The sequence below is a fragment of the Dyella soli genome, from assembly GCF_054482295.1.
The window spans coordinates 324,629-347,319 of sequence record NZ_JBTFFU010000002.1 but is presented as its reverse complement, the minus strand read 5'-3'; the positions used below and the strand labels follow the sequence as shown (position 1 = coordinate 347,319).

Annotated in this window: 27 protein-coding genes and 1 other RNA gene; 17 read left to right on the top strand and 11 right to left on the bottom strand. The window is 66.7% G+C overall.

The genetic code is table 11. The annotated features are described in order from the left end of the window. Positions 1 to 29: 29 nt before the first annotated feature. Positions 30 to 320, bottom strand: coding sequence for a DNA-directed RNA polymerase subunit omega (gene rpoZ / locus ACXU4B_RS12005; protein WP_038614834.1), 291 nt, complete (start codon positions 318 to 320; stop codon positions 30 to 32). Between the two features lie 196 nt (positions 321 to 516). On the opposite strand from rpoZ, the gene ACXU4B_RS12000 reads away from it, so the two are divergent. Then, positions 517 to 1,362, top strand: coding sequence for an MlaA family lipoprotein (locus tag ACXU4B_RS12000; RefSeq protein WP_131412233.1), 846 nt, complete (start codon positions 517 to 519; stop codon positions 1,360 to 1,362). A 74-nt stretch (positions 1,363 to 1,436) separates the two neighbouring features. Here ACXU4B_RS12000 and ACXU4B_RS11995 read toward each other — a convergent pair whose 3' ends face one another. From ACXU4B_RS11995 to ACXU4B_RS11965, 7 genes are all read right to left on the bottom strand, one after another. Beyond that, positions 1,437 to 1,742, bottom strand: coding sequence for an STAS domain-containing protein (locus ACXU4B_RS11995; protein ID WP_131412235.1), 306 nt, complete (start codon positions 1,740 to 1,742; stop codon positions 1,437 to 1,439). Then, on the bottom strand, positions 1,742 to 2,413 hold the full coding sequence (locus tag ACXU4B_RS11990) for an MlaC/ttg2D family ABC transporter substrate-binding protein (protein ID WP_131412237.1): 672 nt from the start codon (positions 2,411 to 2,413) through the stop codon (positions 1,742 to 1,744). The genes ACXU4B_RS11995 and ACXU4B_RS11990 overlap by 1 nt, the downstream gene beginning before the upstream one ends. Positions 2,414 to 2,466: 53 nt before the next feature. Beyond that, a complete protein-coding gene (gene mlaD / locus ACXU4B_RS11985) occupies positions 2,467 to 3,333 on the bottom strand; it encodes an outer membrane lipid asymmetry maintenance protein MlaD (RefSeq protein WP_131412239.1) in 867 nt (288 codons plus the stop codon). A 58-nt stretch (positions 3,334 to 3,391) separates the two neighbouring features. Then, positions 3,392 to 4,165, bottom strand: coding sequence for a lipid asymmetry maintenance ABC transporter permease subunit MlaE (gene mlaE, locus ACXU4B_RS11980; protein WP_131412241.1), 774 nt, complete (start codon positions 4,163 to 4,165; stop codon positions 3,392 to 3,394). Next, complete coding sequence (locus ACXU4B_RS11975; RefSeq protein ID WP_131412243.1) at positions 4,162 to 4,998, bottom strand: ABC transporter ATP-binding protein; 837 nt, start codon at positions 4,996 to 4,998, stop codon at positions 4,162 to 4,164. Before ACXU4B_RS11975 ends, mlaE begins: the two co-directional genes overlap by 4 nt. Positions 4,999 to 5,226: 228 nt before the next feature. Next, positions 5,227 to 5,862 (bottom strand): guanylate kinase, encoded by a 636-nt coding sequence (gene gmk, locus ACXU4B_RS11970; protein ID WP_131412245.1) that lies wholly within the window; start codon positions 5,860 to 5,862, stop codon positions 5,227 to 5,229. Beyond that, the gene (locus tag ACXU4B_RS11965; RefSeq protein WP_131412247.1) at positions 5,859 to 6,719 is read right to left on the bottom strand and encodes a YicC/YloC family endoribonuclease; all 861 of its coding nucleotides are present in this window, start codon (positions 6,717 to 6,719) and stop codon (positions 5,859 to 5,861) included. The genes gmk and ACXU4B_RS11965 overlap by 4 nt, the downstream gene beginning before the upstream one ends. 81 nt (positions 6,720 to 6,800) lie before the next feature. On the opposite strand from ACXU4B_RS11965, the gene rph reads away from it, so the two are divergent. From rph to cydX, 10 genes are all read left to right on the top strand, one after another. Beyond that, the gene (gene rph / locus ACXU4B_RS11960; RefSeq protein ID WP_131412249.1) at positions 6,801 to 7,532 is read left to right on the top strand and encodes a ribonuclease PH; all 732 of its coding nucleotides are present in this window, start codon (positions 6,801 to 6,803) and stop codon (positions 7,530 to 7,532) included. Positions 7,533 to 7,551: 19 nt separating this feature from the next. Further along, positions 7,552 to 8,151, top strand: a complete 600-nt coding sequence (rdgB, locus tag ACXU4B_RS11955; protein WP_131412252.1) for an RdgB/HAM1 family non-canonical purine NTP pyrophosphatase — start codon at positions 7,552 to 7,554, stop codon at positions 8,149 to 8,151. Between the two features lie 2 nt (positions 8,152 to 8,153). Then, positions 8,154 to 9,320 (top strand): radical SAM family heme chaperone HemW, encoded by a 1,167-nt coding sequence (gene hemW, locus ACXU4B_RS11950; RefSeq protein WP_131412254.1) that lies wholly within the window; start codon positions 8,154 to 8,156, stop codon positions 9,318 to 9,320. 80 nt (positions 9,321 to 9,400) lie between these two features. Then, positions 9,401 to 11,713 (top strand): DUF1631 family protein, encoded by a 2,313-nt coding sequence (locus tag ACXU4B_RS11945; protein WP_131412256.1) that lies wholly within the window; start codon positions 9,401 to 9,403, stop codon positions 11,711 to 11,713. 5 nt (positions 11,714 to 11,718) lie between these two features. Continuing rightward, positions 11,719 to 12,078, top strand: a complete 360-nt coding sequence (locus tag ACXU4B_RS11940) for a PilZ domain-containing protein (RefSeq protein ID WP_240734153.1) — start codon at positions 11,719 to 11,721, stop codon at positions 12,076 to 12,078. Positions 12,079 to 12,218: 140 nt separating this feature from the next. Beyond that, on the top strand, positions 12,219 to 13,541 hold the full coding sequence (gene pepQ / locus ACXU4B_RS11935) for a Xaa-Pro dipeptidase (RefSeq protein WP_131412258.1): 1,323 nt from the start codon (positions 12,219 to 12,221) through the stop codon (positions 13,539 to 13,541). Positions 13,542 to 13,725: 184 nt separating this feature from the next. Beyond that, on the top strand, positions 13,726 to 13,968 hold the full coding sequence (locus ACXU4B_RS11930) for a hypothetical protein (protein WP_240734154.1): 243 nt from the start codon (positions 13,726 to 13,728) through the stop codon (positions 13,966 to 13,968). Continuing rightward, entirely contained in the window at positions 13,968 to 15,545 is a 1,578-nt protein-coding gene (locus ACXU4B_RS11925; RefSeq protein ID WP_205746612.1) for a cytochrome ubiquinol oxidase subunit I, read from the top strand. The genes ACXU4B_RS11930 and ACXU4B_RS11925 overlap by 1 nt, the downstream gene beginning before the upstream one ends. Before the next feature lie 10 nt (positions 15,546 to 15,555). Beyond that, positions 15,556 to 16,686 carry a cytochrome d ubiquinol oxidase subunit II gene (gene cydB, locus ACXU4B_RS11920; protein WP_131412262.1) on the top strand — a complete coding sequence of 377 codons (1,131 nt, stop codon included), beginning with the start codon at positions 15,556 to 15,558 and terminating at the stop codon, positions 16,684 to 16,686. A 15-nt stretch (positions 16,687 to 16,701) separates the two neighbouring features. Further along, a complete protein-coding gene (gene cydX, locus ACXU4B_RS11915) occupies positions 16,702 to 16,839 on the top strand; it encodes a cytochrome bd-I oxidase subunit CydX (protein ID WP_131412264.1) in 138 nt (45 codons plus the stop codon). 18 nt (positions 16,840 to 16,857) lie between these two features. Here cydX and ACXU4B_RS11910 read toward each other — a convergent pair whose 3' ends face one another. Both ACXU4B_RS11910 and ACXU4B_RS11905 read right to left on the bottom strand, forming a co-directional pair. Then, complete coding sequence (locus tag ACXU4B_RS11910; protein ID WP_131412266.1) at positions 16,858 to 18,207, bottom strand: aminopeptidase P N-terminal domain-containing protein; 1,350 nt, start codon at positions 18,205 to 18,207, stop codon at positions 16,858 to 16,860. After that, positions 18,165 to 18,725 carry a UPF0149 family protein gene (locus ACXU4B_RS11905; RefSeq protein ID WP_131412267.1) on the bottom strand — a complete coding sequence of 187 codons (561 nt, stop codon included), beginning with the start codon at positions 18,723 to 18,725 and terminating at the stop codon, positions 18,165 to 18,167. Before ACXU4B_RS11905 ends, ACXU4B_RS11910 begins: the two co-directional genes overlap by 43 nt. A 102-nt stretch (positions 18,726 to 18,827) precedes the next feature. On the opposite strand from ACXU4B_RS11905, the gene ACXU4B_RS11900 reads away from it, so the two are divergent. The 6 genes from ACXU4B_RS11900 to rpiA all read left to right on the top strand — a co-directional run bounded on the left by ACXU4B_RS11900 (position 18,828) and on the right by rpiA (position 21,419). Then, positions 18,828 to 19,067 carry a TIGR02449 family protein gene (locus tag ACXU4B_RS11900; RefSeq protein WP_131412270.1) on the top strand — a complete coding sequence of 80 codons (240 nt, stop codon included), beginning with the start codon at positions 18,828 to 18,830 and terminating at the stop codon, positions 19,065 to 19,067. Positions 19,068 to 19,074: 7 nt separating this feature from the next. Continuing rightward, positions 19,075 to 19,380: a cell division protein ZapA gene (locus ACXU4B_RS11895; protein ID WP_458910881.1), complete on the top strand. Its 306-nt coding sequence runs from the start codon at positions 19,075 to 19,077 to the stop codon at positions 19,378 to 19,380. Between the two features lie 6 nt (positions 19,381 to 19,386). Then, positions 19,387 to 19,573, top strand: a non-coding RNA gene (gene ssrS, locus ACXU4B_RS11890) — 6S RNA. Between the two features lie 95 nt (positions 19,574 to 19,668). Further along, positions 19,669 to 20,289, top strand: coding sequence for a 5-formyltetrahydrofolate cyclo-ligase (locus tag ACXU4B_RS11885; RefSeq protein WP_131412274.1), 621 nt, complete (start codon positions 19,669 to 19,671; stop codon positions 20,287 to 20,289). Then, the gene (locus ACXU4B_RS11880) at positions 20,286 to 20,750 is read left to right on the top strand and encodes an EVE domain-containing protein (protein ID WP_131412276.1); all 465 of its coding nucleotides are present in this window, start codon (positions 20,286 to 20,288) and stop codon (positions 20,748 to 20,750) included. The genes ACXU4B_RS11885 and ACXU4B_RS11880 overlap by 4 nt, the downstream gene beginning before the upstream one ends. A gap of 27 nt (positions 20,751 to 20,777) precedes the next feature. After that, entirely contained in the window at positions 20,778 to 21,419 is a 642-nt protein-coding gene (gene rpiA / locus ACXU4B_RS11875) for a ribose-5-phosphate isomerase RpiA (RefSeq protein ID WP_131412278.1), read from the top strand. 441 nt (positions 21,420 to 21,860) lie between these two features. Here the strand turns inward: rpiA and ACXU4B_RS11870 are convergent, their stop codons facing one another. Beyond that, a complete protein-coding gene (locus ACXU4B_RS11870) occupies positions 21,861 to 22,547 on the bottom strand; it encodes a hypothetical protein (protein ID WP_205746596.1) in 687 nt (228 codons plus the stop codon). Positions 22,548 to 22,691 lie beyond the last annotated feature (144 nt).

Below are 22,691 nucleotides of genomic sequence, written 5' to 3'. Positions count from 1 at the left end.
CGCTTGCTGTCTACAGCCGCCGCCTTCCATCAGTCGTCCCCACCCTTGGAGAGGTCGTCGTCCACTTCGGCGGCGGCCCATTCCAGCGCCTCGCGCTCGGCGCGCTCGCGCTCGGCCTTGTCGATCTCGTCGATGGTGGCCTGGTCGATGCGGCGGTCGGCGATTTCACGCAGGGCAAGCACGGTAGGCTTGTCATGGTCGGGGTTGACTGCCGGCTCGGCACCCTTGGAGAGCTGGCGGGCGCGCTTGGTCGCCATCAGCACCAGTTCGAAGCGGTTGTCGACCACCTGCAGGCAGTCTTCCACAGTAATGCGGGCCATCTGAAATCCTTAAAGAATAAAGCGACTTATCGTGGGTCAGTGTAGCCAGAGGGCGCTTTGCTGGCAATGCAGCAACGCTTATGATGCGTGGTTCAGCCAGCCTGCAGTGCAGCTTCCAGAGAATTGCAGGGCTATACACAATATAAAACCAGCAAGTACAATATTGTGCTTGCCCTCCAAAGGACTGTTGCCACCGATGCCGTCCGCCCTCCGCTCACTCCTCGTGCGATGCCTGCCGCTGGTCGCACTGGCCCTCTTGGCCGGCTGCAGCATCGCCAAGCCCCGCACCGACGATCCCTATGAGAAGTTCAACCGGGACGTCTACAGTTTCAACGACTCGCTGGACAAGGCCGTGATCCGGCCGGTGGCTGTGGGCTACCGGAAGGTGACCAGTCCGATGGTGCGCCGCGCATTCAGCGACTTCTACACCAACATCCGCTTGCCCATCACGGTCGCCAACGACCTGCTGCAGGCCCGTCCCCTGCAGGCGGCCCAGAGCAGCGGACGCTTCCTGGTCAACCTGACCATCGGCATCGGCGGCTTCTTTGATCCGGCCAGCCAGTTGGGCATTCCGCTGCAGGACACCGACTTCGGCATCACCCTGGCCCGCTGGGGTGTTCCGGAAGGCGGCTACCTGGTGCTGCCGTTCGTTGGCCCCACCACCGTGCGCGATGTCTGGCGCCTGCCGGTGGACAGCTATTTCTTCGATCCGCTGAGCTACTACTCGCGCAACCACGACTTCCAGTACAACGCGGAATACCTGCCGGAAGTGTTCTACCTCGTTACGCTGCGCTCGCGCGGCATCGATGCGGAAGGTTTCCTGCAGTCGGCCTACGACCCCTACGTGTTCCTGCGCGACGCCTACCGGCAGCAGCGCCTGTACCAGATTTACGACGGCAATCCGCCGGCGGACATCATCGAGCAGATGCAGGGCCTGAAGGAAAAGAACTTCGACCCGGACGAGCTGCTGGAAGAGCAGCACACCTGGGAAAACAAGCAGTCCGACCAGCCGAAGCAGAATCCGCCGCCGGAAAAGAAGTGACGCAACCAACCCGCGCAACAAAAAGGGGCCGCAAGGCCCCTTTTTGTTGCTTGTCGCCGCGCTTGCGCGCGTGCTCAACGCATCAACGCTTCCACTTCGCAGACACTGGCCAGCAGGTGCATGCCGGCCGGCATGTTGCGCACCGTGAGCTTCCGGCCCTGCGTGGCTGCCCCGGCCAGCACGGCCAGCAGGCAGGCCAGGCCGGCGCTGTCGCTGCGCGTGACGCCCGCCAGGTCGATCGCCTGGCGCCCGTCGCGCGCCACCGCCGCTGTCATGGCATCCAGCGCCGACGCTGCATTCGCGAACGTCAGGGCGCCCGACACGTGCACGCTGTCGGGCGCGCTGTCGTCGATCTGCAGCGGCGTGGCCTGGGCTGTCATCACTTGGTGGCCTTGGTGTCCTTCTCCATCGTCTCCAGCGCCTTCTCGCCCTGGGTCTCCAGGTTCGAGATGAGCTGGTCGATGCCGGCCTTGCGGATCTCCGCGTCAACCTGGTTGCGGTAGTTGGTGACGTAGGAGATGCCTTCGATGATCACGTCGTAGGCCTTCCAGCTGCCGTCGCGGCTCTTGCGGAAGGCGTAGTCGACGGCCACGGTCTTGCCGTCGTCGAGCACCACCTGCGTGCGCACGATGGTGCGCTTGTCGTTGAGGTCGCCACTGAACGGCAGCACCTTCACGCGGCCCCGCGTGTAGTTGAGCAGGCCTTCGGCATAGCGATGGGTGATCGAGTTGTAGAACGCCTTGGCGAAACGGGCGCGCTGTTCCGGCGTCGCATCGCGGGCATGCTGCCCCAGCACCAGGATCGAGGCGTAGTCGATGTCAAAGTGCGGCAGGAAGATGTCGTCGATCACCGAGATCAGCTTCTCGTGATCGTTCTTCAGCTGCTGCTGGTGGCCGTCGATGGCGTTGCCCAGCTGGTCGGAAATGGACTGCACGACCTGCACGGGCGACTGCTGGGCGTCCGCCGCGGCCGGGGCGCTCTGGGCGAAAGCGGGGGCGGCGAGCACACCACCGAAGGCGATGGCGGTGGCAAGGGCCAGGCTACGCAACATGGGGAAACTCCTGCAATGGATCGGTGGGGAATATCGGTACGCGACGCGACAAATCAATGCTTGCCGCCGTCGCCGGCCTTGCCGCTGTCGGTGCCCTTCTTGTCGCCAGGCGAACCATTGACCAGGAACTTGCCAATGAGATCCTCGATCTGCAGCGCCGACTGGGTCAGCACCAGTTCGTCGCCATTCTTCAGCATGTCGGGCGAGCCACCGGGCTGGATGGCAACGTACTGGGTGCCGATCAAACCACTGGTGAACACGGCGGCGGCCGAGTCGTCGGGAATCTGGTCGTACTTCTTGTCAATGGCGAGCGTCACTTCGGCGTCGAGCTTGACCGGGTCGGCCTGCACGGACTGCACGCTGCCGATCGCCACGCCCGCCATCTTGACCGGCGAGCCCGCCGACAAGGCGCCCACGTTGGTGAAACGGGCCTTGACCACGTAGCTGCCGGAGAGGTTGTCCGCCGCACTGCCGGCGCCGAAGAACTTGCCAAGCATCTCCTCCAGCTGCTGCGCCGGGCGCGTCAGCGCCAGCGTGCCGCCGTCGGCCACGAGTTTCTTCGAATTGCCGTACTGGACGCCCACGTACTGGTCACCCAGCAAGCCACTGGTGAAGATCGTGGCCACCGAGTTGTCGGGAATCTGGTTGTAGCGGTTGTCGATGGACAGCTTCACGTCGGCCGTCTCCTTGCCCGGATCGAGCATGATCGACTGCACCTGGCCGATGCGCACGCCTGCCACCTTCACGGGCGCGCGCTCCTTGAGCTGGCCGATGTTGGCGAAGTGCGCCTCGATCGTGTAGCTCGGACCGCGGCTGGTATTGGCCACCGAGGTGGTCTGGGTGGCGAGATAGCCGAGCGCGGCGAAGCCGAGCACGATGAACAGGCCGGTGCCGACGGCATAGGATTGTCTCTGGCTCACGGCACGATCCTCAATGAATAGGTGGTGGAAACGGTCAGGGCGGCGCGCATGTCGGTGCTCACATCAGGAACGCGGTGAGCACGAAGTCGAGCGCCAGGATGGCAATGGACGAAGCCACCACGGTACGGGTCGTGGCATAGGCCACGCCCTCGCTGGTCGGCGGCGTGGTGTAACCCTGGAAGACGGCGATCAGCGACACCACGATGCCGAACACCACGCTCTTCCACAGCACGCCGTTGATCACATCCTTCACCAGTTCGACGGTGGCGGTCATGTTCGACCAGAAGGTGCCGTTGTCGATGCCGAGCCAGCTCACGCCCACCAGGTGGCCACCGAAAATGCCCAGCGCGCAGAACACGCAGCACAGCAGGGGCATGGCGATGACGCCGGCGAGGAAGCGGGGCGCGACCACGTAGGCAATCGGGTCGACGGCCATCATCTCCATCGCGGCGATCTGGTCGGTCGCGCGCATCAGGCCAATCTCGGCCGTCACCGAGGTGCCCGCACGACCGGCGAACAGCAGCGCCGTCACCACCGGGCCAAGCTCGCGATAGATCGCCAGCGCCACCACGGTACCGGTGGCCGAGGTACCGCCGAAGATCGACAGCACGTCGTACAGCTGCAGGCCAAGCACCATGCCCACGAACAGGCCGCAGACCATGATGATGATCAGGCTCATCGCGCCGACGAACCACAACTGTCTCACCGTCTCGCGGACATGCCGCATGCTGCGGGGAACTGCCGCCAGGATGCGCAGCAGGAACAGGCCGCAATCGCCGATCTGGGACAGCGACCGCAACACGATGTTTTCGCGACTCATCGAAGCGCTCATGCGCCACTCCCCGGAAAGCCGAGCGACGTGGCGTAGTCGCCCGCCGGATACTGGAACGGCACCGGGCCGTCCGCCTCGCCGCCGAAGAACTGCCGCGTCCACGGCGATCCGTCGTTGGCGATGGTCCGGGGGTCGCCCTGCGCGACCACCTTGCCGTTGGCGATGAGATAGACGTGGTCGGCCACCTGCTTGATCGCTTCGAGCTCATGGGCGACCAGCACGCTGGTGATGCCCAGCGTCTGGTTGAGCGTGCGGATCAGCTTGAGCACCTGGTTCAGCGCGATCGGGTCGAGGCCGACGAAGGGTTCGTCGTACAGGATCAGCATCGGATCGAACACGATCGCACGGGCCAGCGCGACGCGACGCGCCATGCCGCCGGAAAGCTCGGACGGCATCAGGGCGGCGGCGCCGCGCAGGCCTACCGCCTGCAGCTTGGTCAGCACGATGTTGCGGATCAGCACTTCGGGCAGCCGGGTGTGCTGGCGCAGCGGGAACGCCACGTTCTCGAACACGTCGAAATCGGTGAGCAGCGCGGAATTCTGGAACAGGTAGCCGATGCGTTCGCGCAATTCGAACAGCTTCTCGCGCGACAGCGCCGAGACGCTCTGCCCGTCCACCCACACCTCGCCCGCGTTCCCGCGCATCTGGCCGGTGATGTGCTTGAGCAGCGTGGTCTTGCCGGTGCCGCTGGGACCCATGATCGCGGTGATCTTGCCGCGCGGAATGTCCATGTCCAGCGCGTCGAACACCTTCTTGCCATTGAGGACCGTGGTCAGGCCACGGACACGCACCAGGGCGTTGTCGTCGGGCTTGGCACTAACGGGGTCGGTCATGGGCAGGCTGCGCTTGGGAAAGCGGCCACGTTAGCTGAATACGCCATTGAAGGCCATGCACCGAACCCCTTGGCGCTCAGCCAGCGCTAACGAAACAAGGACTTGCGGTCTCTCCTGCCCGGCAGCCGCATCCGGCGCCCAGGGAAGGAATGGGTGGCGCTGCCCGCGCCGGGCGACGGCCCTGCCGCCCTGGCCGGTCGCCCTGGCCGGTCGCCCAGGCCCGGTCACCTAGGCCAGCAACTCGGCAATCAGCGACTCGTGGCGCTGCCACGGCAGGCCGGTGCGCAGGCGCACCGCGCGCACGATCGCCTGCAGGTCGCCCAGGGCGTCCTCGAAGCGGTCGTTGACGATGATGTAGTCGAACTCGTGCGCATGCGCGATTTCCTCGCGCGAGTTGTGCAGGCGGCGCGCGATCACCTCGGCACTGTCCGAGCCACGCCCACGCAGGCGCCGTTCCAGCTCGACGCGCGACGGCGGCAGGATGAACACGCTGACGCAATCGGGCTTGCTCCGGCGGATCTGCCGGGCACCCTGCCAGTCGATCTCCAGCAGCACGTCGCGGCGCTGCTCCAGCAGCGTGTTCACCGTGGTGCGCGACGTGCCGTAGAGGTTGCCGTGGACTTCCGCGTGCTCGAGGAAAATGCCCTCGGCGACTTCACGCTCGAATTCCGCCCGCTCCACGAAATAGTAATGACGGCCGTACTCCTCGCCCGGTCGCGGCGGGCGCGTGGTGTGCGAGATCGACAGCGAGATCGCCGGCTCGCGCTCCAGCAAGGCATTGACGAGGGTGGACTTGCCCGCGCCGGAGGGCGCGGCCACCACGAACAGGGTGCCTTCGGGCCGGGCTGGCGTGCTCGCGCTCATTCGATGTTCTGCACCTGTTCGCGCATCTGCTCGATCAGCACCTTCAGTTCCACCGCCGCGTTGGTGCTGCGCGCGTCGACTGCCTTGGAGCCGAGCGTATTGGCCTCGCGGTTGAATTCCTGCATCAGGAAATCGAGGCGGCGGCCGACCGGCTCCTTCATGCCAAGCACGCGACGTGTCTCGGCGATGTGCGTGGCCAGCCGGTCCAGCTCTTCGTCGACGTCGCTGCGGGTGATCTGCAGCACGAGTTCCTGCTCCAGGCGCCCCGGATCGGCGGGCTGCTTGATATCCGCCAGGCGCGATTCCAGGCGTGCGCGCAGGCCCTCGCGGATCTGCGGCATCCAGGTGCGCACATCGGCCACGATGCGCTCGATGGCGTCCAGGCGATCCTTCAGCAATTCGCCCAGCTTGGCGCCTTCGCGTTCGCGGGTGGCGGTCAGTGCATCGAGCGCGCGATCGAGCACCTCCAGCAGCGCAGCCTGCAGCGTGTCCTGGTCGATCTCCGCCTGCTGCAGCACGCCCGGGAAGCGCAGCAGTTCGGTGAATTCGATGGCCATGCGCGGAAAGCGGGCCTCCAGGTCCAGCGCCACGTCGGACAGCCGTGCCAGCATGCCCGCATTGAGCTGCAGCGAATCGCCGCGTGAATCGCCGCGCAGGCGCACCGTGATATCCACCTTGCCGCGCGAAAGGCGGGCGGCCGTGCGTTCGCGCAGCGCCGACTCGAACACGCGCAGCTCGTCGGGCAGGCGCGGGCTGAGCTCGAGATAGCGGTGGTTGACCGTGCGCAGTTCGCAGCTTAGCGTGCCGGCGGGGCCGGTGGACTCGGCGGAGGCATAAGCCGTCATGCTGCGGATCATCGAGGGCCTGCGAATGCTGGGAAAGGCGCAATGGTAAACTCTCCCGCCCTGCCTTGCCCAATTCCTAAGGCCACGCATCCCATGAGCTCCCAAAGCCGCCCCAGTGGCCGCGCCAGCGATCAGCTGCGCACCATCACCATCGAACGCCATTTCACCCGCCATGCCGAAGGTTCCGTCCTGATCAGCTTCGGCGACACGCGGGTCCTGTGCACCGCCAGCATCGAGGACCGCGTGCCACCGTGGCTGCGCGGCAAGGGCGAAGGCTGGGTCACGGCCGAGTACGGCATGCTGCCGCGCGCCACCCACACCCGCATGCAGCGTGAGGCCGCGCGCGGCGGCCAGGGCGGCCGCACCATGGAAATCCAGCGTCTCATCGGGCGCAGCCTGCGTGCCTGCGTGGACCGCCAGGCGCTGGGCGAGCGCGTGATCACGCTCGATTGCGACGTGATCCAGGCCGACGGCGGCACCCGTACTGCCGCCATCACCGGCGCCTACATCGCGCTGGTCGACGCTGTACGGCTGCTGATGAAGCGCGAGAACCTCCGGCGCAATCCGGTGGTCGGCGCTGTGGCCGCGGTCTCCGTGGGCATTTACCAGGGTGTGCCGGTGCTGGACCTGGACTACGCCGAAGATTCCAACTGTGACACCGACATGAACGTGGTGATGAACGACGGCGGCGGCTTCATCGAAGTGCAGGGCACGGCCGAAGGCCATGCATTCCGCCGCGATGAGATGGACGCCCTGCTCGCCCTGGCGGAAAAGGGCATCGCTGAACTCGTCGCCGCCCAGCGCACCGCGCTGGAACTGCCTTGAACGCACCCGGAAGCCACGCATGTCGCGCATCGTCCTGGCCAGCAGCAATCCCGGCAAACTGGCCGAGTTCAACCACCTGCTCGCCGACAGCGGGCGCAGTTTCGTGGCGCAGTCGGCGTACGATGTAGAGGACGTGGAAGAGACTGGCCTCAGCTTCGTGGAGAACGCCTTGCTCAAGGCACGCCATGCTGCCCGCATCAGCGGCCTGCCCGCGCTGGCCGACGACTCCGGGCTGTGCGTGGACCACCTGCACGGCGCTCCCGGTCTCTACTCGGCGCGATACAGCGGCGGCCACGGCGACAGCGCGGCCAACAACGCCAGGCTGCTGCGTGAACTGGACGGCGTGCCGGGCGAACAGCGCGGCGCGTTCTTCATGTGCGTGCTGGTGCTCCTGCAACACGCCGACGACCCGGCCCCGCTGATTGCGGAGGGGCGCTGGTACGGTCGCGTGCTGACCGAGCAACGCGGCACGCATGGCTTTGGCTACGACCCTCTGTTTCTTCCCGACGGCGAGACGGTGAGCGCCGCCGAACTGCCGCCGGGCCTGAAGAACCGCATCAGCCATCGCGGCCGGGCGCTGGCGCAGTTGCGCCACCGCCTGGACATGCCACATCCCTGACCATGTCCCTGATCGCGCCGCCTCTGTCGCTCTACGTCCACATGCCGTGGTGCGTGAAGAAGTGTCCCTACTGCGACTTCAACTCGCACGGCCTGCGCGGCGAGCCGCCGGCGTATGCGGACTACGTGCACGCCCTGCTCGCCGACCTCGATGCCGATCTGCGGGATTTCGGCGCCGCCGTCTCCGGGCGCACCGTGCACAGCATCTTCTTCGGCGGCGGCACGCCCAGCCTGTTTGCGCCGGACCTGATCGACCGCTTCCTCGACGGCGTGCGTTCGCGCGTGGCCGTGGCCGAGCAGGCCGAGATCACGCTGGAGACGAACCCCGGCACGGTCGAGCACGGGCGATTCGACGGCTATCTCGCCGCTGGCGTGAATCGCCTGTCGTTCGGCATCCAGAGTTTCGATGACGACAAGCTGCGCCGGCTCGGTCGCATCCATTCGGCCAGCGAGGCCGAGGCGGCGGTCAAGTCGGCCCAGGACGCGGGTTACGCCAACATCAACCTGGACCTGATGTACGCCCTGCCGCAGCAATCGCTGGAAGGTGCACTGGCCGATGTCGCGCGTGCGGTTGCCCTGCAGCCCACCCACGTGTCGCACTACCAGCTGACGCTGGAGCCCAATACGGCGTTCGCGGCCAACCCGCCGCCGTTGCCCGATGACGACCATGCCTGGGCCATGCAGGAGGCCTGCGAGCAGCGGCTGGGCGAGGCCGGCTATGGCCAGTACGAAGTGTCGGCCTATGCGCAGCCCGACCGCCGCTGCGAACACAACCTCAACTACTGGCGCTTCGGCGACTACCTCGGCATCGGCGCGGGTGCCCACGGCAAGCTCAGCGACGTCGACAGCGGCACCGTGCGGCGTCGCTGGAAGACCCGCCACCCCAAGGCCTACCTGGCGTCGCCTGGCGGCAGCGATCGCATCGGCGGGGACGGCCCGGTGGCCGCCGACGAGCTGCCGTTCGAATACATGCTCAACGCCCTGCGCCTGATCGACGGCGTGCCCCTGGCCGACTTCAGCCAGCGCACCGGCCTGCCGGCCGAGCGGATTGCCGCCGCACTGGCCACCGCCCGCGAGCGCGGCTGGCTGGCCGATGCGCCCCCCTTCCTGCGGACTACGCCATTGGGCCAGCGCTTCCTCAATGATGTGATCGCCAGCTTCCTTGACTGACTCCACCGTACAGCCGATGGCGGGCGGGCCCCGTGTCGGCTTAGACTCTGTTCATCCGGGGGGAACACACAAGGTCTGTCATGGATGTCGAACAGCAGGGTCGACGTCAATCGCTTGCATCCGATCAAGGCGTTCGCCCTGACAATGCAGGCTGGCCGCCGCGTGCGCGACGCCTGATCGAAGAGGCACACGCGTTGTGCGCCAGCTGGCTGGAGGCACCCATCCGGCTCTGCCTTGGCGACATCGAGCAGCGGCTCTACGCCCAGGCCGAGCGCTCGCGCAACCATCTCGAACAGCAGCAAAGCCTGTTCAGCCGCCAGCTTGTGCAACAGCACCGCATGATCCTGGAGCAACGCTTCCTCGAAGGCGTGCGCCGCCAGTTCAGCCGCCTCGGCGCCGCGCCGGTGATCGTGGTGGAGGAACCCGACGCGCCGCGGCGCCCGCTGGAACTGCTGGACCAGACCGAACACGAACAGACCGTCGCGCTGGAAAAGCTCGTGGCGCGCGGCGATGCACGCCACGGCACGTTGCTGTTCGAACTGGGCTACCGCTTCGCCGTGCTGGTTGGCCAGCCACCGCTGGAAGGCGAGAGCCTGCCGCTGGGACCGCAGGCGCTGGCGGTTGCGTTCCGCGACGCCAGCACCACGCTGGACCTGCTGGTCGAGCACCGCCTGCTGATGCTGGCCAGCTTCGACACGGCGGTGGTGCACGCGCTGTCCACCCTCTACGAAACCGTCAACGAGCATCTGCGCGCCGACGGCATCCTGCCCCAGCTGCGCGCCTTTCCGACGCCGCCTCGCGTACTGGTCGAACGGCAACCGCGCGGCGGCGCTGCCGAAGGCGCGCCGGGCGCCCTCGCGCGCCAGGGCCAGGCCGCGCCGGCAGCACCCGCCAGCGCGCCACGCAGTGACAGCATCGCCGTGCTGGACAACCTGCGCGAGATGCTCGCCCAGCATCGCGCCGGCCAGGGCTCGCTGAGCTACCCCAACGGCGGCCGCGCCGCCTCGCCGGAAGAATTGCAGCTGGCGCTGGACGCCCTGCAGCTCCACGTCACCGACGTCACCGACCACGCCAGCCGCGAGCTGCGCAGCGCCCAGGCGTTGCGAGACGAATTGCTGTCCCAGCTCAATGCCGGCAAGCCGGTCGGCATGGGCCAGACCCACCTGAGCGACGAACAGGGCGATACGGTGGAGCTGGTCTCCATGCTGTTCGAGCAACTGGGGCAACAGCTGCAGAGGAACGGCAACGCGCATTCGCTGCTGGGTGACCTGCAGCTGCCGCTGCTGCGCATGGCGGTGGCCGACAAGGGTTTCTTCAACCAGCGCGAGCATCCCGCGCGCAAGTGGCTGAACATGGTCACCGAGGCCGCCAACGACTGGCTGGATGGCCCCGAGAGCGACTCCGACCGCTCGCTGGCGGCCAAGCTCAACCAGCTGGTGGAGCGCGCCCGGCGCGAACCACCGAGCACCGGCCTGTATACCAGCCTTATGGCCGATATCGAGCACCACCTCGGCCTGCTCAACCGCAAGGCGCAGATCGCCGAGCGCCGCCAGGTGGAAGCCATGCAGGGGCGCGAGCGCCTCGAGCAGGCGCGCCATCGCGCGGCGGAGCTGATGGCCGAACGCTTCGAGCGCTGCAACCCGCGCGGCTTGCTGCGCACGCTGCTCGAACGCGCCTGGTCCGACGTGCTGGCCCTCACCCTGCTGCGCCACGGCGAAGACAGCGAAGCCTTCAGCATGCGGCTGCGCATCACCGACCAGCTGCTTGGCCAGCAACCGGTGACCGACCGCGCGCTGCTGCAGTCCGAGGTGGAAGCCGGCCTGCAGCAGATCGGCATGCACACCGAGGAGGCGATCCAGGTAGCCCAGCGCCTGCTGGGCATCCCCAACAGCGCGCCCGCCGCCAACGACACCGCCACGGTGACCGAGCTGGCGCTGAAGCTGAAACAGCACCAGCGCCTGGGCGAACATGCCGTATCGGAGACCCCGGCAACGGCAGCGCCAGCGGCAGCCCCCGCGGTTGCAGCGGCCGCGCCCGAGGCCGCGCACCCGGCGCCACCGAAGGAGGCGCCGGAGCAACGCATCCACCATCGCCTGCGCCAGCTGCCGTTCGGCACCTGGTTCGAATTCATCGAACCGTCCACCGGTCGGGTCACCCAGCGCAAGCTGGCCTGGTACTCGCCGGTCTCGGGCAACAGCCTGTTCGTGACGCGCCGCGGCCTGCGCGGCGAGGAAATGACGCTTGAACACCTGGCGCACGAGATGGCCTGCGGTCGCGTGCGTGAAATGGCGACCGCGCGCGAAAACCTGCTCGATCGCGCATGGCAGGCGCTTACCAGCCACCTGCGCCAGGTGACCAAACCGCTCGCGGCGGCGCCGCGGGGTGGAGTGTGACCGACGTGAGCGAGAACATCTCTTCCATCGACCAGCGTCGCGCCCAGCGCAAGCGCGCCAATTTCACCGCGGTGGTCACCGACGTCATCAGTGGCCAGCCGATCGGCCATCTCGGCAACCTGTCGGCCAACGGCATGCTGCTGATCAGCGCACACGCGCCGCGCAGCGAGGCGATCTACCAGGTGAGCCTGTCCTTGCCCGGCCTGGGCAGTTCGCCGCAGAGCATCGAGGTGGGCATCCAGGAACAATGGCACGAGGCGGCAGCGAGCCCGGGCCAGGTGTGGTCGGGTTATCGCATCGTCGCCATCGGCGAAGCCGACGCCGCCCTGCTGGATGCGTGGCTGGAGCAACCCGGGCACGGCTGAGCCCGGCCCCGGCGCAAGCGCTCCGGCGGTCACCCTGCGGTTGTGGCGGAAACGGCACCCGACTGGCAGCGGGCACGGCTGCGCGCCATCATGTAGCGCTTCCCCACCCGCCTGCGCCGCAGGATCCACCCGGAGTCGCCATGCACGACCGTCTCGCCCCGCTCTATCCTCAACACCTGGCCACGCTGCGCGAACGCGCGGACAAGGCGCTTGCGCTGGGCGGGTTCGACCACCTGGTGGTGGCGGCGAGCACTCCGCTGCGCAAGTTCCTCGACGACCAGGACTACCCCTTCGTCGCCAGCCCGCATTTCCGCCACTGGCTGCCGCTGACCGCCGCGCCGGGCAGCTGGATCGTCTACACGCCGGGACACAAGCCCAAATTGGTGTTCCTGCAGCCGCGCGACTACTGGCATGTGGTGCCCGACGCGCCCAGCGGCTACTGGGTGGAACACTTCGACATCGTGGTCGTGCGCAACGCGGTCGATGCCGTGGCGCAGCTGCCGGCCGCCGGCACGCGCCGCGCCATCATCGGCCCGGAATGTCCCACGGTACCCGGCGCCGAGGCGAACAACCCGCAGGCGGTGCTGGATTACCTGCACTGGCATCGCTCGTACAAGACGCCGTACGAACTGGAACTGATGCGCGAGGCCAGCCGCATCGGCGCGCGCGCGCACCGCGCCGCCGAGCAGGCGTTCCGGTCCGGCGCCAGCGAGCTGGGCATCCACATGGCCTACCTCGGCGCGGCGCAACAGACTGACGCTGAGCTCCCCTACGCGAGCATCGTCGGCCTGAACGAACACGGCGCCGTGCTGCACTACACGAACTTCGACCGTGCCGCGCCCGCGCAGAGCCGCTCGTTCCTCATCGACGCCGGCGCCAGCGCGGCTGGCTACGCCAGCGACATCACGCGCACGTATGCGGCCACGGGCCACGACGAATTCCAGGCGCTGATCGACAGCATGGATGCGGCGCAGCGGGATTTCGTCGCCAGGGTGCGCGCCGGCCAGAGCTATCCCGAACTGCACATCCACGCGCATCACACGCTGGCGGGCGTCCTTCGCGAGCATGGCTTCATCCGCATGAGCACCGAGTGCGCCGTGTCGTCGGGCGTGACCTCCGCGTTCTTCCCGCATGGCCTGGGCCATCCGATCGGCCTGCAGGTGCATGACGTGGCGGGCTTCCAGCAGAGCGAACGCGGCGGCACGATTGCGCGTCCGGACGGCCATCCGTATCTGCGCATGACGCGCATGCTGGAACCGGGCATGGTGGTCACGATCGAGCCGGGCCTGTACTTCATCGACATGCTGCTGGAGGAATTGCGCAGCAAGCCGGTGGCAGGCGACATCGACTGGGCGAGGATCGCGCGCTTCCGTCCTTACGGTGGCATCCGCATCGAGGACGATGTCGTGTGCACGCCCGATGCACCGGAAAACCTCACGCGCGACGCGTTCGCGCAAGCCTGAAAGTGGCTTGCCGTCACCCCGGCCCCACCGGGGTGACATCACACCTTGCACGGCGGCGTGCATCCACGCCGCCACCATCGATGCATCGCGGGCCTGCGGCCATCTGCCGCTGCGGCAACCCTGCGCACGACAGCTTCACATGCATTGCGTATGCTCGCCCCAGATACGGCAAGGGGCTTTCCGCATGTCCACGCAGTCCGCCGCTTCGGTAGCTCCCGATCCGGCCACGGCCATGCCGGCGCGACCACCGCTGCGCCGACTGGCAGGAAAACTGATCCTGCTGGTGCTCGCCAAGCTTGTTGTGCTCACCCTCATCTGGTGGGTGGCGACGGCGCCCTATCCGCGCCCGGACACCCGCCCGGCGGCCATCGAGCACCTGCTCGCACCGGCTCCCGCTTCTTCAATCCCGCACGCGGACCACCCATGATCATCGACGCTGAAGTCGTATCGCTTTCGCGCATGCAGTTCGCACTGACTGCGCTCTACCACTTCCTGTTCGTGCCGCTGACGCTGGGCCTGGTGTGGATGCTCGCCATCATGGAGAGCGTCTACGTCATGAGCGGCCGCGAGGTATGGAAGCGCATGACGCAGTTCTGGGGCGTGCTGTTCGGCATCAACTTCGCCATGGGCGTGGCCACCGGCGTCACCATGGAATTCCAGTTCGGCATGAACTGGGCCTACTACGCGCACTACGTGGGCGACGTGTTCGGCACGCCGCTGGCCATCGAGGGGCTGATGGCCTTCTTCCTCGAAGGCACGCTGGTAGGCCTGTTCTTCATGGGCTGGAACCGGGTCTCGCGCGTCGTGCACCTGCTGGTGACATGGTTCCTCGCGCTGGCGACGAGTCTTTCGGCGCTGTGGATCCTGGTGGCCAACGGCTGGATGCAGAACCCGGTCGGCTCGGCCTTCAACGCCGAGACGATGCGCATGGAAGTCACTTCCTTCGCAGAGGTGTTCTTCAACCCGGTGGCGCAGGCCAAGTTCGTGCACACGGTGAGCGCCGGCTACGTGCTCGGCTCGATGTTCGTGCTGTCGATCAGCGCCTGGTACCTGCTGCAGGGACGCAACGTGGATTTTGCCAAGCGCTCGATGACGGTGGCGGCGAGCTTCGGCCTGGCGGCAGCGCTGTCGGTCGTGGTGCTGGGCGACGAGTCGGGCTACGCCGTCTCGGAAAACCAGAAGATGAAGATGGCCGCGATCGAGGCCATGTGGGAGACCGAACCGGCGCCCGCATCGTTCACCCTGTTCGGCATTCCCGACGTCGAGAAGCACACCACGCACTATGCGCTGCGCATCCCGTGGGTGATGGGGCTGATCGGCACGCGCTCGATCGACAAGCCAATACCCGGCATCGCCAACCTGGTGGAAGAAGCCAAGGGCAAGATCGACAACGGCATCCTTGCCTACGACGCGATGCTGATGCTGCGCGACGACCGCAGCAACGCGCAGGCCAGGGCGATCCTCGCCCAGCACGACAAGGACCTCGGCTACGCGCTGCTGCTCAAGCACTTCGTCGACGACCCGCGCAAGGCCACGCCGGAGGACATCCAGAAGGCGGCCAACAGCACCATTCCCAACGTGCCCGTGTTGTTCTGGGCGTTCCGCCTGATGGTTGCCTGCGGCTTCTATTTCATCGCGCTGTTCGCCTTCTCGTTCTGGAAGGCGAGCAAGCGACAGCTGGACAAGCACCGCTGGTACCTGAGGCTGGCGCTGTGCAGCCTGCCGCTGCCGTGGATCGCGGCGGAGCTGGGCTGGATCGTAGCCGAGTACGGCCGCCAGCCCTGGGCTATCGAAGGCGTGCTGCCGACGGCACTGGGCGTGTCCAGCGTCACCAGCGCGCAGGTGTGGACCTCGCTGGGCGGCTTCGTGCTGTTCTACAGCGCCCTGGCGATCATCGATGCGGTGCTGATGGTGAAGTTCGCCCGCAAGGGTCCGGACGGACTGGGCCTGTGGCCACCGGCCAAGCCTGCGCCCGCCGCCACCGTCATTCCGGCCCAGGCCTGAGGAGAGCGCCATGTTCGACTATGAATCCCTGCGCGTGATCTGGTGGGCCTTGCTCGGCACCCTGCTGATCGGCTTCGCCATCATGGATGGCTTCGACTTCGGCATCGCCGCCCTGCTTCGCGTGCTCGGACGCAGCGAGGACGAACGCCGCGTGCTGCTGGAAACCATCGAGCCCACCTGGGAAGGCAACCAGGTGTGGTTCATCCTCGGCGGCGGCGCGGCCTTTGCCGCGTGGCCGATGCTGTACGCGGTGTCGTTCTCCGGCATGTACCTGGCGATCTTCCTGGTGCTGCTCGCCTTCATCGTGCGACCGGTGGGCTTCAATTTCCGCGGGAAAGTCCACGACCCGCGCTGGCGCAACCTGTGGGACTGGGTACTGACCGCTTCGGGCGTCGTGGTCATGCTGATTTCCGGTGTGGCCTTCGGCAACCTGTTCCTTGGAGTGCCCTTCCAGTTCGACGGCAACCTGCGCATGACCTGGCATGGCAGCTTCTTCGACCTGCTGCACCCGTTCGCGCTGGTCGCCGGCCTCGTATCCCTGACCATGCTGTTGGCGCATGGCGCCTGCTGGGCCGCGCTCAAGGCCGACCACGTGGTGGCCGAGCGGGCCGTGCGCCTGGCGCGCTGGACCACCCTCGCCTACGTGGCGTGCTACGTGATCGCCGGCATCTGGCTGGCCTATGGCGTGGCCGGTTATGCGGTTGCCGGGCCGGTCGTCACCGACGGCCCCTCCAACCCGCTGTTCAAGGATGTCGCCCGGGGCAGCAGCTGGTTTGCCAGCTACATGCAACACCCCTGGTTCTGGCTCGCGCCCGTGCTGGGCGTCGCCGGCGCGATCGGCGTGCAGCTCACCGTCGCCAGGCGCGGGCTTGGCGGCTTCCTGTGCAGCAGCCTGATGGTGGCCGGCACCATCCTGTCGGCGGGCTTCGCGCTGTTCCCGTTCCTGCTGCCGTCCAGCATCGATCCACGCTCGAGCCTGACCGTGTGGGACGCCTCGTCCAGCCGTGGCACGCTGGCACTGATGCTCGGCGCCACGGCGGTCCTCTTGCCGATCATCATCATCTACACCAGCTGGGTGTATCGCGTGCTGCGCGGTCGCGTGACGCTGGAACACGTGCGTGCCTCCGGCCACACCTACTGAGAAGGAAGCAAGCCCATGTGGTATTTCTCGTGGATCCTCGGCCTCGGCCTCGCCGCCGCCTTCGGCATCCTCAATGCGATGTGGTACGAGGTGCAGGCCACGGATGAGGCGCATGACCGCAAGGATGCCGGCCCGCCGGGTGCGGGCCACTGATCCCGTGACCCGCCCGGCTCAGCGTCCGGCGAGCAGGGCCTCGATCGCTTCGGCGTCCTTCGGCACGCCGGCTGTGAGCACTTCGTTGCCGTCGCGGGTGATGGCGACGTCGTCCTCGATGCGGATGCCAATCCCGCGCCAGCGCTCGGGCACGCCCAGATCGCCCGGCGCCACGTAGATGCCGGGCTCCACCGTCACCACCATGCCTGGCTCGAGCAGGCGCGGCTCGCCGTCGACGCGATAGTCGCCCACGTCGTGCACGTCCAGGCCGAGCCAGTGCCCGGTCTTGGCGGGGAAGAAGCGCTTGTAGCTGCCTTCGGCAATCGCGCTGTCGGCATCGCCCTTGAGCAGGCCCAGGGCACACAGGCCTTCGGCAATGACCCGCACGGCGGCCTCGTGCGCGGCATTGAAGGCGCGACCCGGCAACACCTCGTCGATGGCTGCCAGCTGCGCCGCGTGCACCACTTCGTAGAGCGCCCGCTGCTCGCGGCTGTAGCGCCCGTTGACCGGAAAGGTGCGCGTGATGTCGGACGCATAGCAATCCATTTCCGCGCCGGCATCCACCAGCAGCAGCTCGCCATCACGCAGCATCGCGCGGTTGGACGTGTAGTGCATGACACAGGCGTTGGCGCCACCGGCCACGATGGGCGGGAAAGCCGGCACCGCGCCGCGCCGGCGCATCACGTGCAGGATCTCCGCTTCCACTTCGTATTCGTGGCGACCGGCCACCGCCGCGCGCATGGCCGCCAGGTGCGCCTCGGCGGCAATCGATGCCGACGCGCGCATCAGCTTCAGCTCGCCGCGCGACTTGTACAGGCGCAGGTCGTGCAGCAAGTGGCCGAGGGCGACGAATTCCTTGGGCACCACGCCGCCGCCACGCAGCTGGCGCAGGCGACGCATCCAGCCGAGTAGTTGCGCGTCGAACTCCGGCTCACGGCCGAAGTGGCAATAGACCCGCGCCCTGCCCTCGATCATGCCGGGGAGGATGTCGTCGATATCGTCGATGGGAAAGGCGTCGTCCATGCCGTGCGCGCTGACGGCGCGGTCCGTGCCGATGGATTCACCATGCCAGCGCTCGTGCTCCTCGTCGCGCTCGCGGCAGAACAGCACGGCCTCGCCGTGCTTGCGACCCGGCAGCAAGGCCAGCACGGCGGCCGGCTCGGGGAAGCCGGAGAGATAGTGCAGGTCCGAATCCTGCCGATACGGCCAGTTGGCGTCGGCGTTGCGCACGCGCTCGGGCGCGGCCGCGACCAGCAGCACCGCGTCCTCGCCTGCCATGCGCATCAGCTGGCGCCGGCGGCGTGCGTATTCTTCGGCCGAAATGCTCAATGCACGGTATCGCTGTCGGGCTTGTTGCGACCAGCGCATTCGGCGAACAGCAGCATGGCGCCCATGCGCACGAACTCATGCACTTCGATCAGGGCGTCCTCGTCCTCGCCCTCGTCGCCAAAGTCGAACGACGAGGCCGCGATGGTGCCCAGGTCACGCAGGATCTCCTGCGCCTCGTCCGACAGCTTGGCGTGCGCCTCGGCACCTGCCAGGCCGAACCCGCCCAGGAAACCGCGGCACCAGTCGACCAGCGCCTCGGCACGCTCCTGCAAGGGCCGGTCATCGGCCGGCAGCAGCGGTTCGAACCCCAGCTCGGGGTCGTCGAGCTCCGCCCCGCTCTGCCGTACCAGCCGGTCGAGCACGGCCTGGTCGGGCGCGGAGGGGGTGGCCAGTTCGGCGTCCAGGTGCAGCGTCTCGATCAGCGATTGCCTGCCGACCCGCCCGCCACCTGCCAGAAACCCGCACAGCGAGCCATGCAGGTCGCTGGCCTGGACGCCCAGCTGCAGACGGGCGACGGCGTCGTCCAGTTCGTCGTAGCCGATCAGCTCGCTCGTCATGGCGGTACTCCTTTCAGGTCAGGCGGGAAGTTTAATGCAGGGCCTCACGAAACGCCGCCGAGCCTGCTGTTTTCGGCAGGCCTCCTGCTATAGTTCCGGCCCATGAGCGCGCCCGAAACCGTCAAGCCAGACCCCGTCAAGCAAGAGATTGCCGCCCTCGGCGAGCAGCTTGATCGACTGCTTGAAATCGTGCGCAGGCTCACCGAGGAAAACCGCAGCCTGCGTCATAGCCAGGAGCAACTGGCGCACGAGCGTGCCGGCCTGATGGCACGCAATGAGCAGGCACGCAGCCGTGTCGAGGCGATGATTCAGCGACTGAAGGCGCTCGAGAACAATGGCTGAGAGCAACGTGAGCACTCCCAACGAACCGGTCGCGCTGCGATTGATCGACCGCGAGTTCCTGATCGCCTGCGCGCCGGAAGAGCGCGAGGGCCTGCTGGAATCGGCAGCCTACCTCGATCGCAAGATGCGCGAATTGCGTGCCAACGCCAAGGCACCGGGCTTCGATCGCCTGGCCGTGCTGGCGGCGATCAGCGTGACGCACGAATTCCTCGCCTTGCGCAAGCAGCACACTGGCAGTGACCAGGGCGTGACCGAAGGTCTGGCTTCGCTGCGACGCAAGCTTGAAGCGGCACTCGACGCGCACGTAAAATAGCCACGGCGTTTTCTGCGGTGTGCGCCAGCACACTCTTACATTTGCCTTGTTCCTAAATACGGCCCCGGGTCGGCTTTTCATCGGTTGTTGTGCATGTCCGCCGCGTGCGGAAAGCCTTGAGACCATGTAGCTCTCCCACCTGATCCATCGTGGATCAAGGTCGTTCGGTGGGCAGCGGCATCGCGGTTAACGCCACCTCATACCCCTCCGTACGGCGCCCACCCGGCGCCGTACGGTTCAGGGCCGCTCGCAGCACGTCCGCGGGCCCGCTTTGCAGGAGACGCGAACGTGGACGCCACCGCCCAGCGACTCGAACTACGCCGGCAACTGGCCGGGCAGCGACGCGCGCTCACGCCGCCGCAGCGCATCGCCGCCGCACAGGGACTGCGACGCAGCCTGGAACAGCTGCCTGAATACCTCGCCGACGCCCGCGTGGCCGGTTACTGGGCCTGCGACGGCGAGTTGCCGCTCAACCTCGTGATTCCGCCACTGGCCACGCGCGGCCAGCAGTTCCTGCTGCCCGTCATCGGCCCGAACCACCGGCTGCGCTTTGCGCCGTGGCAAGCCGGCCAGGACGTGCAGCCCAACCGTTACGGCATCCCCGAACCGGTCGCGCCGGTCGAACTGCTCGAACCGTTTCAGCTTGACCTGGTGCTGGTGCCGCTGCTGGCGTTCGACCGCCGCGGCAACCGCCTGGGCACGGGCGGCGGCTATTACGATCGCGGCTTCGCCTTTCTCAACGAGCAGGTGCGCCCCACCGAACCGCTGCTGGTAGGCATCGGCTATGCCTTCCAGGAGTTGCCGCAGGTCGACGAGGAGCCCTGGGATGTTCCGCTCGATTTCATCGCCACCGATCGCGAGTTGATCGACTGCCACGCCAGCGGCGAAGACGGAGAAGCCCGCGCATGACCAAGGCAACCCAGTACTGGCTGATGAAGTCCGAGCCAGACGCGTTCTCGATCGACGACCTGCAGCACAAGGGCCAGGAAGCCTGGGACGGCGTGCGCAACTACCAGGCGCGCAATTTCATGCGCGACGGCATGCGCGTGGGCGACCGCATCTTCTTCTACCACTCCAACTGCGCCGAGCCCGGCATCGTCGGCGTCGCCGAGGTCGCCACCGATGCGTACCCGGATCCGAGCCAGTTCGACCCCAAGAGCAAGTACTTCGACGCGGCCAGCTCGCGCGACAACCCGCGCTGGGTGCTGGTGGACGTGAAGTTCGTCAAGAAGCTCAGCCGCACCATCGCGCTGAAGGAGCTTCAGGGCGATCCGGCGCTGTCAGACATGGCGCTCGTGCGCAGGGGCAACCGGCTTTCCGTGATGCCGGTGGGCTCGGCCGAGTGGCGCCATATCCTGGCCATGGAATAACGGCCCTCTCCTTACTGGAACACACCCATGAGCACCGCCAACGAAAAACGCCAGGCCGGCGAAGCCGCCATCCGCTATGTCGAGGACGGCGCCATCATCGGCGTCGGAACCGGTTCCACGGTGGCTTATTTCATCGACGCGCTGGCTGACCTGAAGGAGCGCATCCAGGGCGCAGTGTCCAGCTCGGAGCAATCCACCGCACACCTCAAGCGCCTGGGCATTCCCGTGCTCGACCTCAATGCGACCGGCCCGCTCACGCTCTACGTGGACGGCGCCGACGAATGCGATGCGCACAAGCGCCTGATCAAGGGCGGCGGCGCCGCGCTGACGCGCGAGAAGATCGTGGCCGAGGCCAGCGAGAAGTTCATCTGCATCATCGACTCGAGCAAGCTGGTGCCGGTGCTCGGCAAGTTCCCGCTGCCGATCGAAGTGATCCCGATGGCGCGCAGCCTCATCGGCCGCGAAATCGTCAAGCGCGGTGGCAACCCGGTGTGGCGCGACGGCGTGGTCACCGACAACGGCAACTGGATCATCGACGTGCATGGCTGGCAGATCGTCGATCCGGTGGCGCTGGAAGCAGACCTCAACCAGCTCCCGGGCATCGTTTCGGTCGGCCTGTTCGCGCGTCGCGCCGCCGACGTGGTGCTGGTGGGTGACCGGGTGGTGTAAGCGCTCGCGCCTCGCGCAAAGGACGCCGCCTTCGGGCGGCGTTTTTTTGCCCGTACCCGAGGCCTTGTGTCGAACGGCGCGGCAAAAGGGCACTGCCACGTCGCCGCCAGGGTCATGTGCGGCAACAGAGGGCCGGGATAGCGCCCCATCCATGGGGCCCACCCCTTCGCGCTGCGCGCTACGGGGCCAGCGCGGCGCGCTGTCCAAATGCGTTCCAGACGAATTTAAGGTGCTTAGCTTCCTGTATCCCGAACCAAAACAAAAAACCCGCCACGAGGGCGGGTCATTTGTTTTGGCTGGGAGACTAGGATTCGAAAGGTTCGAAGCCAGTCACCAAGAATCAAGGACTTACGGAACCCATGGGCTTCGAAGTGGGAGCATTGTGGGAGCTTGGTGGGAGCATGACAAGTGGGATTTCCCAGCCAGTGCTAGACCCGAACCTTATGAAGCCATGATCAACCCGTTGCAGGTCGCTGCAAGCTCCTCTCCAAGGACTCGCAAGACACGCCCCCGGCTGACCGGGTGCTTGTGGAGTTCAGTGACCTGTACCCTTCCATCCGCTCGTTCCGTCTCCCAGCGCTTGTGTGTTCCGCCCGCCATACGATGAATGAGCTTGGCCACCTGCACCCAGCGATATTCCTCATGTCGATCCGGCTGAGGGTCGTCGCGCATTCGCAAGTCGACGGCGAGCCAGGCGGCAAGTACTTCTAGCGGGTCGACCTCTCTCTGGCGAAGCTGCGCCCAGGTTGCCTTCGCTCGCTCAGCAGGGGGGCGGCCAGCCAACCTATTAGCCGCCACAGCGGCGCCAGCGGTGCGATAGAGACGGCGCACGCCGTCTATCGCAGCTTGAACCGCCATTTCGCGCTCATTGAGGTCAAGCCATGCCAGCGCCTGTGCTCGGTAAGGTCGGAGTTCTCCCGCACCGTAGCTCGTCTTCACATAGCTACCGTGGCGGCGATAGAACTCGATGTGCTTACGGCAGTAGAGGCGGTTCAGCCCCGACCCGCTATCAGCCGTCGTGCGGTTGGTGCAGGGGTACATCCTGCAGCGCTCGTAGGCATCCTGCGGCCCTGCGATGCGTCTGCGCAGATTGTCCAGCCGACGCTGGCGCTGGTGGGCGCCTGTCATGATGCGAGTACTCCTTGTTGATCTGCCTTACGTCCCCCTCTTATGGGGAGAACAAAGATACCTATAGATATGCTCTTCTTACCCCTTCTTTTAGCTCTACCAAAGAGCTTAGCGAGGGAGTGAGAGACTAGAAGGGGTCGTAGG